Genomic DNA, 14,137 nt, shown 5'->3' on the forward strand with positions numbered 1-14,137 from the left:
ATACCCCGCCCTCATGTCATCTGGGTGACGGTCGTGGCTTACTCGGCCTCGGCCTCGGCCAGCGCCTCTTCGACCGGGGTCTCGGTGAGGGCACCGACATCGACGCCCGCCGCGCCCATCTGGGCCGACATGCCGTCGAGAGCTGCGCGCGAAGCGAGGTCGCAATAGAGGGCGATGGCGCGCGCCGCGTCATCATTGCCCGGGATCACGTAGTCCACGCCGTTCGGCGGGCAGTTGGTGTCGACCACGGCCACGACCGGGATGCCAAGCTTCTTGGCTTCCGCGATGGCGAGGTCTTCCTTGTTCACGTCGATCACGAACAGGAGGTCCGGCAGACCGCCCATTTCGCGGATACCACCGAGCGACGCCTGAAGCTTCGCCTGGTCACGCTCCATGCCGAGACGCTCTTTCTTGGTCAGGCCTTCAGCGCCTTCCGCGAGCTTCTCGTCGATCTCGTTGAGACGCTTGATCGACTGGGAGACGGTCTTCCAGTTGGTCAGCGTGCCGCCGAGCCAGCGGTGGTTCATGTAATACTGTGCGCATTTCTCAGCCGCTTCAGCGATCGGGCGAGCTGCCTGACGCTTGGTGCCGACGAAGAGAACGCGGCCGTTTTTCGCAACGGTGTCGCGGATGACCTGCAGAGCCTGGTCCAGCATCGGAACGGTCTGGGTCAGATCGATGATGTGGATGCCGTTACGCTCGCCATAGATGTACTGACCCATACGGGGGTTCCAACGCTGCGTCTGGTGGCCAAAGTGAACGCCAGCTTCCAAGAGCTGACGCAGGGAGAATTCAGGAAGCGCCATGTCCAATTCCTTTTCCGGTTTGCGCCTGAGCGGAGGGTCTCAGGGCAGATGCCCCAACCGGTGGACCTTTGAGGATGTCTCCCTCATTGGCCCGCCTCCGCCTGTGAAGTGCGCGCGATATAGACCCATCGCGCGGGCTTGGCAACCCCTACCGGTCATGGGCGTCCGCGGGAAAACCAAGGCGCGCGCGCCTGCTTCGGCTTGGCAAAAAAATCCCGGGGGTGAGGCGGGCTCAGCGGCCTTCCTGTGGAAGGACGCCCGCCGAACGCCCGAAGCGTAAGCGGAGGGCCGGCGAAGTCAGCGAAGAGGGGCAGCGCCCCTGCCCCGGTCGACCCAGCCTACAGCGCCCGGAACCGGTTGCGCTGGCTGCCGGTCCATTCGACCTCGAAGGTCCAGCCCTCTTCGGTCTGGGTCTCGCCGCGGATCACGTTCTGCTCGTGCAGCCAGGCGCGCTTGCGCCCATCCGCAAAGCGGAGCGTGATTTCCTCGTGGTAGCGTTCTTCGGAGAGCTTCTCGTCGATCGCCGTCAGAAGGGCGTCGAGCCCGTCCCCGGTCAGCGCAGAGATCGCCTGCAGATCGGGCTCGCGGGCTTCCTGCACCGTCAGCGCGCGGCGCTGATCGGGCGGGACGGCGTCCATCTTGTTCCAGACCTCGATCAGCGGCACTTCCTTGGCGACGCCCAGCTTGGCAAGAATGTCGTTCACATCCTCCGCCTGTTCCTCGGTCTCGGGATGCGAGATGTCACGCACATGCAAGATCAGATCGGCTTCGAGCACCTCCTCCAGCGTCGCGCGGAAAGCCGCGACAAGCTGGGTCGGCAGGTCCGAGATGAACCCCACCGTGTCCGACAGGATCACCTTGCGCCCGGTCGGCAGCTCCAGCCCGCGCATCGTCGGGTCGAGCGTGGCGAAGAGCATATCCTTCGCCAGCACTTCCGCCCCGGTCACGCGGTTGAACAGCGTGGATTTCCCGGCATTGGTGTAGCCCACCAGCGCCACGATCGGGAACGGCACCTTGCGGCGCGCGGCGCGGTGCAGCTCGCGGGTCTTCACGACCTTCGCAAGCTGGCGGCGCAGGCGCACGATCTGCTCGTCGATGGCGCGACGGTCGGCCTCGATCTGGGTCTCGCCGGGGCCGCCGACGAAGCCGAGCCCGCCCCGCTGACGCTCGAGGTGGGTCCAAGCCCGCACCAGCCGCGTGCGCTGATAGCTGAGCGCGGCCAGCTCCACCTGCAGCACACCTTCACGGGTGCGCGCACGGTCGGCGAAGATCTCGAGGATCAACCCGGTCCGGTCGAGGAGCTTCACCCCCCATTCCTTCTCGAGGTTGCGCTGCTGCACGGGCGTCACCGGCCCGTCGATGAAGACGAGATCGATCTCGTTCGCTTCCAGCCGCTCCTTGATCTCGGCGAGCTTGCCCTGGCCGAACAGCTTGCCCGGCTCGGGCTTGCGCAGCTTGACGATCTCCTCGCCGATGACCTGCAGATGCGGCAGGGCGGCAGCGAGCGAGACCGCTTCGGCCAGCGCGAATTGGGGCAAGTGGCGTTGGCCCTCTCGCGACGGAATGTCGGGATGGATCACGTAGGCCCGCGTGTCGGGCGTCTCGGTAGAGGTCGTTTCGCTCAAGATATGTATCGCTAAAGCCGCGTGCCGCGACGCTTAGTCGTCGCCTTCGTAAAGCGAAATAGGCTGTCCCGGCATGATCGTCGAGATCGCATGCTTGTAGACAAGCTGAGATTGCCCATCGCGGCGCAGAAGCACGCAGAAGTTGTCAAACCAGGTGATGACGCCTTGCAGCTTCACCCCGTTGATCAGGAATATCGTGACCGGAACCTTCGTTTTGCGAACGTGATTGAGGAATGCGTCCTGCAGGTTCTGTCTATCGCCAGCCATATTGTTCTTGCCCTTGTTCGTGTCTCGCGTCCGGGCGCCTGCGTCAAAGACACCCATTTGATTCAAGTATGCAGTGCAGAGCGGGAGATTCCAGCCCAAAAAACAGTTTGTTAGGCCCTGAGCCAGAATTTGCGTATCAAATCCGGGATTCAGGAGCGCCAGAACTCGGGGTTGAAGAGCGCGATGATGGCCAGCGTCTCGAGCCGCCCAAGCACCATGGCGAAGGCGAATATGGCCTTGATGGGCTCGCTCAGATGGGCCCAGCTCAGAGGCACATCCGCCGCGATCCCCGCCAGCGGACCGGTATTCGACAGCGCCGCGATCGTCAGAATCGTCGCCGGTTCGAAAGACAGGCCGAACAGCGAGACCGCCATCATCACCCCGCCGATCGAAATCGCGAACAGCATGAACACGATCCAGCTGATATAGGCGCCCTCGCGGCGCAACCTGCGCGCCATCATGCCGCCGCCCGCGATGGAGTTCGGGTAGATCAGCTTGTCGAGTTCACGCTCGCCGTGGCGCAGCAGTGCATAGACCCGCAGCAGCCGCACGCCGCCCGCCGTCGTCGCGACCCCGCCGCCGATGATCGCAAGCCCCGCGAGGATCAAGCCCGGCGTGCCCAGCCCCGACCAGTCGCGCGCGTCATGCCACGCCGACGATTCGAAGCCGGTCGTGGTCAGGAAGGACAGCGAGGTGAACAGCGAGCCCCAGATCGATTTGAAGATCGCGCCGAAATCGCCCGGCGTGCGCACTTCCAGCGCCGCGATCCAGTGACGGATGAAGAGAAACAGCGGCACGAGGATCACCAGCGCTGCAGCCAGACGCAGCTCGGGATCGTCGATCAGCTTCGGCGAGGCGCGCAGCTCGCCCCTGCCCGGCCAGAGCCTGCGCGACAGCGCGGGCAGAAAGAACACGAAGATCACCATCTCGCCCGCCATGCCGGAGCGCGCATTGGCCATCCCGCCCACCGGTGAGATCCCCGAGGTAGACAGCGTGGACATCGCATGGATCAGCGCCGTCAGCGACCGATCCCCCGCCATCAGCAGACAGACCCACAAGAGCACCGTCAGCCCGGTATAGATCGGCGCGAGCGACACCGCGTAATGGGCGATGCGCTCTGACATCTCCGCCCCGCCATCGGCCGCCGGGGCCGCCGCGGCCGGCGCGCCCGAGGGACCGCCCGAGAAAAACACCTCGAACCCGCCCAGCCGCATCGGCGCCAGCACCGCGATCGCCATCACGAGGATGAAGAACCCACCCATCCACGCGACCAGCCCGCGCCACAGATGGACCGACCCGACGAGCCGGGTGGGCTCGTAGAGCGTGCCGCCCGTGGTCGTGAAGGCCGAAACCATCTCCCACCAGCTGTTGAAGAATGAGGTGTCGCGCACCGCGACATAGAAGGGCACCGCCAGCATCAGCGGCAGCACGGTGAAGGCGGCGAGCATGATCAAAAGGCTCGCCCGCCCCGCGCGCGCAGGCCGCGGGTTCGACCCGTTGGCCAGACCGATCAGGGCCGTCGCGAAGAGGAACAGCGTGGCGGAATAGAAAAACGCCCGCGCCGTGTGGTGATGGTGGGTCAAAAGCGCATGGATCGCGGGCACATACATCGCCAGCGCGGAGACTCCCATCAGGAGGATCGGCAGCGGCAAGGCCTTGATCATGCGTTCCATGCGGAGCGGCCCTTAGAAGAAGTCGATGGAGACCTGCAACAGGCGCTCCACTTCGGGCACATCGGAGGTCAGCGCGAACAGGACCACGATATCGCCTTCTTCAATGCGGGTATTGCCGGTCGGCTTGACGATCTTGTCGCCCTTGCGGATCGCACCGATCAGCACGCCTTCGGGGAAATCGACATCGCGCACCGCCTTGCCCGACATCGGCGAGGTGCCCATGACCTGCGCCTCGATCGCCTCGCCCTCGGCATCCCCGATCGAGTAGATCGCGCGCACCCGGCCATGCCGGATATGGCGCAGGATCGACGACACGGTGGTCGCGCGCGGGTTGATATAGGCGTCGATATCGAGCGCACTCAGCAAGGGCGCGAGCGTAGGGTCGTTGATCAGACAGATCGCCATGCGGCAGCCCGCCTGCTTGGCGCGCACCGAGACGAGGATGTTGGTCTTGTCGTCATCGGTGATCGCCAGGACCGCATCGGCGGTGGCGATATTCGCCTCCTCCAGCAGCTCCGAGCTCATCCCGTCGCCATTGAGCACGATGGTCCGGTCCAGTGCATCGGCGGCCTTCTCGGCCTGCGCGCGCGAGCGTTCGATGATCTTGGCGCGCACCCGCTCCGTCCGCGCTTCGAGCGCCTTGGCCACGCTGAGACCCACATTCCCGCCGCCGATGATGACGATGCGTTCCTGCTTTTGCGTCGACTTGCCGAAGATATCGAGCGTCCGGTTCACGTCCTCGACATGGGCGAAGACATAGATCTGATCGCCCGCGAAAAGCTGATCGCCCGGCTCGGGCGCAAACAGCCGCCCCTCACGGCGAATGCCGACCACGACCGCGCGCAGCGTCGAGAACAGATCGGTGAGCTGCCGCAGCGGCGTGTCGAGCACCGGGCAATCCGCATCGAGCTCGATCCCCAGAAGCTGCAGCTGCTCGTCGAGGAAGCTTTCCGTGTCGAAGGTCGAGGGCGCCGCCAGACGTCGCAGCGCGGCCTCGGCCACCTCGCGCTCCGGCGAGATGATCACGTCGATCGGCAGGTGGTCGCGACGGTAAAGATCGGAATATTGCGGCTGCAGATAGCTTTGCGCCCGGATGCGGGCGATCTTGCGCGTGATCCCGAAGACCGACATCGCGACCTGACAGGTCACCATGTTGACCTCGTCCGAATGGGTCGCGGCGATCATCAGATCGCAGTCGCGCGCCCCGGCCTGCTCGAGAATATCGGGATGCGAGGCGAAGCCCACCACACCCTGGACGTCGAGCGTATCGGCCGCGCGCCGCACCAATTCGGGATTGGAATCGACCACCGTGACGTCGTTGCGTTCGCCCGCCAGATGGCGCGCGATCTGCCAACCGACCTGACCCGCACCGCAGATGATGACCTTCATGGCAAATGCCTCCGCGCCTCACTTGGCCCCTATCTAGGCCGCGTTGCCGGGGGTGGTCAAATGGCAAACGTGCAAGGCGCACGTCGTGCCCAGAAACCTAAGCCCCTTCTCCTTGATGAAAATATCCCGGGGGGCTCCCACAGGGAGCGGGGGCAGCGCCCCCTCTTTGTTGATCGACTGTCGCCCTACGGCAACGGGGGCAGCGCCCCCTGTCCGGTTCACCGGAACAGCACCAGCGCCCCGGGCGACCATGCGACGCGGGTGCGTGTGCCGACCTCCAGCACGGGCCGTCCGAAGACGTTGCGCATCGAAATGCGGACCGGCTTTTCGGTACCGTCGAGCCGCACATCGTAATAGGTCATGTCGCCGTAATAGACGACCTCGTCGATCGTGCCGGGTGCTTCGCGATCCGAGGCCTGTTGACCTTCGTAAAGAAGCGTTAGGGTTTCCGGCCGGAAGCCCACCGCCGCACCATCACCAGCAGGCGCGCTCGAAATCTGGCCCGGCGCGACTTCGAGCCGACCGAGTCCTGCGACCTCGGCCGTGACCGCGTCGCCCGGCCCATCCGTCACCGAGGCGGGCAGGAAATTCATCACCCCGATGAAATCGGCGACGCGCCGCGAATTGGGGCGGCCATAGAGCACTTCGGGGTCGGCAAGCTGGGCGATCTCGCCCTCGAACATCACCGCGATCCGGTCCGACATGACCAGCGCCTCTTCCTGATCGTGGGTCACCAGCACGAAGGTGATGCCGACCTCGCGCTGCAGCTTGATCAACTCGACCTGCATCTGCTCGCGGATCTTGCGGTCGAGCGCGGAAAGCGGCTCATCGAGCAACAAAACCTTAGGCTTAAGGATCAGCGCACGGGCTAGCGCCACGCGCTGGCGCTGCCCGCCCGACAGCGCATGGGCTGCGCGGGCGCCATAGCCGGAAAGCCCGACCATCTCGAGCGATTCCTCGACCAGCTTGGCTTTCTCCGATTTCGAGCGCGGGTCGCGGCGCAGACCGAAGCCCACATTCTCGGCCACGCTCAGATGCGGGAAGATCGCATAGGACTGGAACACCATGTTGGTGGGCCGCTTGTTCGGCGGCACGCCCACCATCGTCTTGCCGTCGATCAGCACCGCGCCTTCCGAGATCTCCTCGAAACCCGCGATGGTGCGTAGCAGCGTGGTCTTGCCACAGCCCGAAGGCCCGAGGAGCGAGAAGAACTCGCCCGCGCGGATTTCGGCGGTGATGCCGCGCAGCGCGTGATAATCGCCGTAATATTTATGAACGTCCTGAAAGGCGATCATCGGTTTATCGGTCACAGGAAACCTCCGGTATCCTTGGCGCCGGTCCGTTTGACCCCGCGCCGACGGAAGAATTCGGCCACGCTCAGAAGCAGGATCGAGGCCGCGACGAGGCAGGTGCCAAGCGCCATGATGACCGGGATCGCCGACGGGAAACGCAGCTGGGAAAAGATGTAGGTGGGCAGCGTGGGCTGGTTGCCCGCGAGGAAGAAGGCCACGATGAACTCGTCGAGCGAGATCGTGAAGGAGATCAGGAAGGCCGAGATGATACCGGGCATCACCAGCGGCAGAACGATCAGCCGGAAGGTCGACATCCGCGTCTCGCCCAGATCGACTGCCGCCTCTTCCAGCGACTGATCGAGCGTCGCGAAGGCCGTTTGCAGCACCGCGATCGCATAGGGCAGCGAGATAATGACATGGCCCAAGATCACCGTCGCGATCGACAGGTTCACCTTCAACACTTCGAGCATCACCAGCAGAAGCGACATCCCCATCAGGATATCGGGCAGGACCATCGGCAGCAGGATCAGCCCCATGATCCCGCCCTTGCCCTTGAAGCGATAGCGCGTCGAGGCGCGGGCGGCGAAAATCGCAAGGATCGTGGCGCCGGCGGAAGAGGTCAGCGCGATGATCAGCGAATTCGACAGCGCGTGGCGCAGCGTGTCATTCTCGGCCATCTTCGCGAACCAGTCGGTCGTGAAGCCCTTCAGCGGAAAGGCGATGATCGTGCCATCGTTGAAAGCAAACAGCGGCAGCAGAAAAATCGGCGCGTAGAGGAAGATCAGGTAAGCGATCGCGTAGATCTTGAGGGACGGGATTTTCATGCGCGGCTCACTTTCCGACCTTCAGGAAGCGGCGGTTGAGCCACAGGAACACCAGCGACAGCGCAGCGACCACCAGAAGCGAGCTGACCGCGATGGCCGAACCCATGGGCCGGTTGTCCAGCGGCAGCATCTGCGCCTGAATGAGGTTCGCCACCATCGGCATCTTGCCGCCCCCGATCAGCTCGGGCGTAACGTAATCGCCGACCGTCGGGATGAACACGATCAGGGTCGCGGCCACCACGCCCGGCATCGCCAAGGGCAGCGTCACACGCAGGAAGGTGCGCCAGCGGCTCTCGCCCAGATCCTGCCCCGCCTCCAGCAGCGACCGGTCGATCTTCTCGAGGCTCACGAAGATCGGCAGGATCGCGAAAGGCGCATAGGCATGAGCCAGCGTCAGCGCGATCGCGCCCACTGAGTTCAGCATCTGCAGCGGGTCCGCGATCAGCCCGTTCGGCCCGATGATCCCGATACTTTCCAGCGCCGAGTTGATGACGCCGTTATAGCCAAGGATCACCTTCCACAGGAACACGCGGATCAGATAGGAGGTCCAGAAGGGAATCGTGATCAGGAAGATCCACCGGGCCTTCTGGTTCGGTGCCAGACCGAAGCTCAGATAATAGGCAATCGGGAAGGCCAGCGCGACCGTGATCAGTGTCACCAGCCCCGCCACGAAAAGCGAGCGGACCAGAATCACGCGAAAGATCGGATCGGTCCATGTGGCGATGTAATTCTGCAGGGTGAATTCATGCACCACCGTCAGATAGCCGTCCTGGAAGAAGGAATAGGCAAGGATCGTGACCAGCGGCGCGGCCAGCAAAAGAACGGCATAGAGGAAGGGCGGCGAGATCAACGCATAGCCCTGCGCGGACTCGCTGCGCAGCCAGCTCTCCCCTTTACCCGCCATCCATCTCTCCCGATTTGCACCCGTCTCGGGCGTCGTTGGATGTCACGAAAGCACAAGGGCGCGGGCGTGAAAAGAGGGCAAGCGCCCCTACTCGCGTAAGGGCAAGGCAGATGCCGTAATTTTGTGCAGCGCGCCTTAGCGACGCCGCGTGACGCTTCGACCCTCAGACCGGCAGATCGTCGGGCATCCGCTCCAGCAACCCCGTCAGCGTGCGCAAAGCCGTGCGGAAGCGCTCCTCCGGCACCGAGCCCGCCATCGCGATGCGCACCGCATTGGGGGCCTGCCCGTCCTGCACCACATATTCGTCGGCCGAGCGCAGCAGCACGCCTTCCATTTCCGCCATGCGCGCGAAGGTGGAGCCGCGCCAGCCCATCGGGAGTTTCAGCCAGAGGAAGCTCAGCCCCGGCAGCCAGTTGAAATCCTGGCCCGCCAGCGATTGCACCGTCATCTGCAGCCGCCGCCCCATCTCCTCCTGCGCGGCGTAACGCAGGCGCATCGCCTCGCCGCTCTCGAACAGCAGCGCCACCATGTCGGTGATCGGACGCGCGAGACCGAAGAAACTGTGCTGGGCCGCCAGCCGCCCCACCTCGCCCATGCCCTCGGGCGCGGCCACAATGCCGAAACGCATCCCCGCCGAGATAGTCTTCGACAGCGAGGTGACATGCCAGCTGCGCTCGGGTGCGATGACGCGGAAGCTCGGCAGGCCGGTGACCGGCGCGGTATAGCAATCGTCCTCGATGATCTGCAGATCGTGGCGGCGCGCGACCTCGGCCAGCGCTTCGCGGCGCGCGGCGTCCATCCGTCCCGCCGTGGGGTTCTGCGCATCGGGCGTGATGCAGACGATCTGGCCGCCATGTTTGCGGCACGCCGCGTCGAGTGCATCGGGGATCATACCCTGCGCGTCGATCGCGACCGGATGGACCTCGGCGCGGTTCAGCCGCGCCGCGTGCCGGAAACCGGGATAGGCCAGCTCCTCGATATAGACGCCGGGGCGGTCGCCCCGCAGGCAGGTCTGCATCACGAGGTTGATCCCGTTCTGCCCGCCATGGGTCAGCACGAGGTCGTCGGCATTGAGCTCCGACGCGAGCGAGCAATCTTTCGGGAACCAGTCCATCACCGCCTCGCGGCAATACGCGTCGCGGCGCAGGCCGGGATATTGCAGATAGGTCTTGCCGATGTCGCGGGCGGCTTCGGTCATCGCCCATTGTAGCGCTTTTGTCTGGCCGACATCGGGCAATTGTGGCGATCTGAGATTGACCAGATCGTCCGGGGTGGCGTCGATATCCTCTCCCGTATGGCGATAAAGCGGCTCTCGAGGACCGAGTCTCTGCGTTTGTGTCGATACAAAGGTGCCGCGCCCCACCTTGGCCTCCAGCAACCCCTCCTGCGTGGCGATCTGATACCCCCGCGCCACGGTGCCCGGCGTCACTCCCAAAGACCACGCCAAGTCCCTGACTGTAGGCAGTTTTGTGCCCGGCTTGAGATCACCGCGGCGGATGCCTTCGCGCAGCGCGCGGACCAGCGCGAGATATTTCGGGCCGGAGATATGGGCGAGCTCGGGAGACCAGCTTGTATCAGTCACAATATTTCTCTGGTTGCCTAAAAGGAGTCATTGTATCCCTTCTATAGCAACAAAGATCACATTGTATCAATACAGAAAGGCATCGCAATGTTTACCCTGTCGCGGACCCGTCCCGTTCCCGCCCGTCATGGCCGTCTGAGCCTGATCGCGCGCGTTGCGCGCGTCCTCGAAGCGCGCCGTTCGCGGATGGCGCTGGGGAAACTCGATGACCACCTGCTCGAAGATATCGGAATCAGCCGGGAGATTGCCCGGCAAGAAGGGCGCCGCTTCCTGTGACGCGAACGATCCGGGCAATTCCCCTGACCGGAATCGTCTTTTGGCCGGGCCTCAGCGCCCGGCTCTTTTTTTTCCGTTTAATGAAAGCTCAGTCGCTGGACTGCATCTCAGCCGGTGCGGCACCCGCATCGCGCCGTGACAGATCGGGACGTAGCGACAGGAGCTCCGCCCGCTGCGCCGCATCGAAACCTGCCAGCATGGCGGTCTCGGGTCGGAAACTCTCGACCCACACGCCTTCGCAAAGCAGCATCTCCGGCGCGTCGAGCAGCAGCTGCAGATAGCGCACGCCGCCTTCCGCGTGATCGACCTCGACCCCGCCCAACCCGACAAGCTCCTGTGCCATAACGACATTTCCGCGCAGCGGCGCAAGCAACCGGTGATTGGGTGAAACGCGCAGATCCTGCGCGGGATGCCCCTCGCCAAGCGCGCCCGCGCGAATGCACACCGGGCGCAGCAGCGGATTTAGCGCGAGATCGGAGGCGGTGAAGACCCGCGATCCGATCCAGCGCAGCACCTGAACGCCGGAGTCCCGGGTCACGAGCCGCGCGCCGGGGCGCAGATCGCCCGCCGCGACGCCACCGGCCTCGGTCGCCACACGCGTCTCGGGGGTTACGCAGGGAATGGCCGCGCGAAACGCCGCGATGGAGCCGGAAAACACCGTCTCGCCCGCCGCGCCATAGCCGCTGATATGGCCATCCGTTTCGTCATGGCTGTCGAATTCTAGACGCAGCGCCTCGGTGCGCGCCATCGCGGTGCAGCGCAGGCCCTGAGCCGGCGATTGCGCCAAAATCTCCGCGATATCCGTTGCGCGCATGCTCCGCGTCATCCGATCCTCCTGCCTCCCAACAGTCGAGATCCAGAATGACACGATAGCGACAAAACTCTAAGGCGAAAACGTGTTTTACCACTTCTACGTGTGGAGTAGCGGAAACGAAGTGTTCAAGTCGCGGAAACAACACAAAAAGCGCCGCGCCCGGAGACACCCCGGACGCGGTCGCAATTTTCGCTTTGGCGCGGCCCCGATAGGGCGCGCGACTTAGCTCATCAGCAGCACGTTCGCTTCGTGCTTCTTCAGCGTCTTGCGCGCCGCATGATAGGCATCGCGGCCCTTTGCGGTCTGCAGGTCGGGGAAGATCTCGAAGATTTCCTGACGCTGCGAGTTGCCCATGCCGCCCAGCGTCTGATCGCCGGGCTGGAAGCTTTCGGTCCAGGAACCGTTGGCGAGCAGCACTTCGTGACGATCGAACATGAAGTGCAGGTAGCTGGTGCCCAGCGTCTCCACCGTATCCACGCCCTGATTGGCGACGAGATGCTTGGCCGCGACGAGAACCTCATGCTCTTCGAAATAGAGTGCGGTCTTGTCGTTTGCGACGAGCATCCGGTGGTTCGGCGAGACCATCATGTCGCGCTCGGGCAGATCGTTGCCCAGCGAGCCTTTGCGGATCAGCACCGGCTTGAGATGCGGCGCGTGCATCAGACGCTCGCGGCTCATCTCGGCGCGGCCCGCCCAGCGAACGACCTGAATGCCGTTATCGCGGGTCAGAACCTTGTCGCCTTCGCGCAGCGTCTCGGCCGGAACTTCGCCACGCGGCGTCGCGATCAGCGTGCCCGGCGTGAAGCAGGGAATGACATCCTCCATGTTGGAGAATTCGAGCGTGCCGGTGACATTGCCGCTGCCATCGAGGAAGTCGACCGTCCCGGCATAGGTGCTGACACCCGAGACCGGGTCGTAATCGGTGACCGTCGAGTGGACGCGCAGCGGGCCTGCGCCCTGCAGGTCGAGCGTGTCGTAATCGTCGCCGCCCTCGCCACCGTCCAGCGTGTCGCCGATGCCGTCCTCGGACGAGCCGACGATGAACAGGTCGCGATCGTCGCCGCCATAGACGGTGTCGGCATCCGCGCCACCATCGAGCGTATCGTTGCCCTCGCCGCCGTCGAGGCTGTCGGACCCTTCGCCGCCTTCCAGCGTATCCTCGCCCTGCTGACCGTAGAGCACGTCATCGCCCAGACCGCCCATGATGCTGTCATCGCCGGGCTCGCCCGGGTCGTCTTCCACCGGGCAGGTGTCATAGGTCATGTCGGTGATCGAGATCGCCTGATCCGTATCGCCACCGTTCGAGTAGGCGATGGTCAGCTTCGCGGTCGGATCGTTGATCGTAACCTTGACCGAGCCGATCTTGTCGTCCTGATTCAGATAGCCGGTATCCTGATCGCCGCCGGTGATCGTATAGGTGCCGTCGCCATTGTCGGTGACGGTCTGGTTGCCCTCGGGGTCGATCGTGATGTCGACCGGATTGCCATCGGCATCGACCGCGGAAAGCGTCACGATATCAACGTGATCGTCATAGCTGTCCGAGCGGTCGAGATCGTTGATCCGGAAGCTCAGCCCCTGAACTTCACCGGTATAGTCGCTATTGTCCGACGAGAAAGTCAGAACGGTCGTCGAGGTCGGCGAGACGCCATCCCCGCAATCGCCGCCCGCACCGTAGAGTTGCAGCGCCGAGCAGCTGTCGAAGTTCTCACCCGCTTCGGTATATTGCGCGGCGGTCGTCAGCGTCGCCTTCGCCCCGTAGTCCTGCGACTGGAAATCGAAATGGACCTTGGTCTCGCCCAGATCGACGGTCTGGTCCTTCACCTCGCCGCAATCGGTCTGGAAATGGCTCCAATCCACGGTCTCCGAGACCGGATCGCAGGCCGGGCCGCCCGCGGGATCGTTGTCGCCATAGATCGTGTCGTTGCCAGCATCGCCTTCGAGCGTGTCGTTGCCGCCCTCGCCAAAGATCAGGTCGTTGCCATTGCCGCCCTCGACGGAGTCGTCGCCCTGACCGGCATAGACCGTGTCATTGCCGTCGCCCGCGATGATGTAGTCGTCATTCGGCGCGGCCCCCGGCAGGATCGCGTCGTTATTGTCGACCATGTCGCCTTCGGGATCGCCGGTATAGTCGTCGTCGATCAGATCGCCGCCGGAGGTGCCTTCGACGATGCCGTCGGGCGCGCTCACGTCGATCGTGACGGTCGCGGTGTCGTAGCCGCCCTGCCCGTCATAAATCTGGTAGGTAAAGCTGTCGGTGCCGGAATAGTTCGGATCGGGCGTGTAGGTGATCGTGCCATCGGCATTCACCGTGACCGAGCCATGCGCCGGATCGCTCGCCCAGGTCACCTTGAGCGGATCGCTGTCGGGATCGCTGTCATTCGAGAGCACGGCAATCGTCTGCGCGGTGTTGTACTTCACGTTCGCGCTGTCGTTGACAGCGTTCGGATCGGAGTTCTTGTCGCAATCATCGTCGTCGTGATGATAGTAATAATAAGTCATCCCCAACTCTCCTTTACCGTCCGCTTGGCTCCGTGGCCCCGCGCCGTGTCTTCCCTTTGGCGCAAAGCGGCAGCGCCATGACGTGGCCGGACCCGAAGTCCGAACGTGAATGTCGAGAAGAATTGGCCAGCGTCAGCGCGCGCGGGCGCTGCCAGCAAAGTCGCCGCAGATCGCTCCGCGTCTCCT

The 14,137-nt window shown here is 64.1% G+C and carries 12 protein-coding genes; 1 reads left to right on the forward strand and 11 read right to left on the reverse strand.

The annotated features are described in order from the left end of the window. Positions 1 to 38: 38 nt before the first annotated feature. The 9 genes from rpsB to ACZ7GB_RS12780 all read right to left on the reverse strand — a co-directional run bounded on the left by rpsB (position 39) and on the right by ACZ7GB_RS12780 (position 10,362). A complete protein-coding gene (rpsB, locus tag ACZ7GB_RS12740; protein ID WP_274963687.1) occupies positions 39 to 806 on the reverse strand; it encodes a 30S ribosomal protein S2 in 768 nt (255 codons plus the stop codon). A 338-nt stretch (positions 807 to 1,144) separates the two neighbouring features. Further along, positions 1,145 to 2,431, reverse strand: coding sequence for a GTPase HflX (gene hflX, locus ACZ7GB_RS12745; protein WP_472158971.1), 1,287 nt, complete (start codon positions 2,429 to 2,431; stop codon positions 1,145 to 1,147). Positions 2,432 to 2,464: 33 nt separating this feature from the next. Continuing rightward, positions 2,465 to 2,698 carry an RNA chaperone Hfq gene (gene hfq, locus ACZ7GB_RS12750; protein ID WP_078521029.1) on the reverse strand — a complete coding sequence of 78 codons (234 nt, stop codon included), beginning with the start codon at positions 2,696 to 2,698 and terminating at the stop codon, positions 2,465 to 2,467. Positions 2,699 to 2,847: 149 nt separating this feature from the next. Beyond that, on the reverse strand, positions 2,848 to 4,371 hold the full coding sequence (locus ACZ7GB_RS12755) for a TrkH family potassium uptake protein (protein ID WP_472158973.1): 1,524 nt from the start codon (positions 4,369 to 4,371) through the stop codon (positions 2,848 to 2,850). Between the two features lie 12 nt (positions 4,372 to 4,383). Next, entirely contained in the window at positions 4,384 to 5,760 is a 1,377-nt protein-coding gene (gene trkA, locus ACZ7GB_RS12760; RefSeq protein WP_078520699.1) for a Trk system potassium transporter TrkA, read from the reverse strand. 218 nt (positions 5,761 to 5,978) lie between these two features. Further along, positions 5,979 to 7,055, reverse strand: coding sequence for an ABC transporter ATP-binding protein (locus ACZ7GB_RS12765; RefSeq protein WP_472159103.1), 1,077 nt, complete (start codon positions 7,053 to 7,055; stop codon positions 5,979 to 5,981). Positions 7,056 to 7,066: 11 nt separating this feature from the next. Beyond that, positions 7,067 to 7,876 carry an ABC transporter permease gene (locus ACZ7GB_RS12770; RefSeq protein WP_078540909.1) on the reverse strand — a complete coding sequence of 270 codons (810 nt, stop codon included), beginning with the start codon at positions 7,874 to 7,876 and terminating at the stop codon, positions 7,067 to 7,069. Positions 7,877 to 7,883: 7 nt separating this feature from the next. After that, positions 7,884 to 8,780 (reverse strand): ABC transporter permease, encoded by an 897-nt coding sequence (locus ACZ7GB_RS12775; protein ID WP_078520701.1) that lies wholly within the window; start codon positions 8,778 to 8,780, stop codon positions 7,884 to 7,886. Positions 8,781 to 8,943: 163 nt separating this feature from the next. Beyond that, a complete protein-coding gene (locus tag ACZ7GB_RS12780; RefSeq protein ID WP_078550326.1) occupies positions 8,944 to 10,362 on the reverse strand; it encodes an aminotransferase-like domain-containing protein in 1,419 nt (472 codons plus the stop codon). A 30-nt stretch (positions 10,363 to 10,392) separates the two neighbouring features. On the opposite strand from ACZ7GB_RS12780, the gene ACZ7GB_RS12785 reads away from it, so the two are divergent. After that, on the forward strand, positions 10,393 to 10,638 hold the full coding sequence (locus ACZ7GB_RS12785) for a DUF1127 domain-containing protein (RefSeq protein ID WP_246831909.1): 246 nt from the start codon (positions 10,393 to 10,395) through the stop codon (positions 10,636 to 10,638). 88 nt (positions 10,639 to 10,726) lie between these two features. Here the strand turns inward: ACZ7GB_RS12785 and ACZ7GB_RS12790 are convergent, their stop codons facing one another. Further along, positions 10,727 to 11,464 (reverse strand): Hint domain-containing protein, encoded by a 738-nt coding sequence (locus tag ACZ7GB_RS12790; RefSeq protein WP_472158974.1) that lies wholly within the window; start codon positions 11,462 to 11,464, stop codon positions 10,727 to 10,729. Between the two features lie 210 nt (positions 11,465 to 11,674). After that, positions 11,675 to 13,951, reverse strand: coding sequence for a Hint domain-containing protein (locus tag ACZ7GB_RS12795; protein WP_472158975.1), 2,277 nt, complete (start codon positions 13,949 to 13,951; stop codon positions 11,675 to 11,677). Positions 13,952 to 14,137: the final 186 nt, after the last annotated feature.

It is taken from the genome of Thioclava sp. PTB-PU3-1 (genome assembly GCF_055666785.1).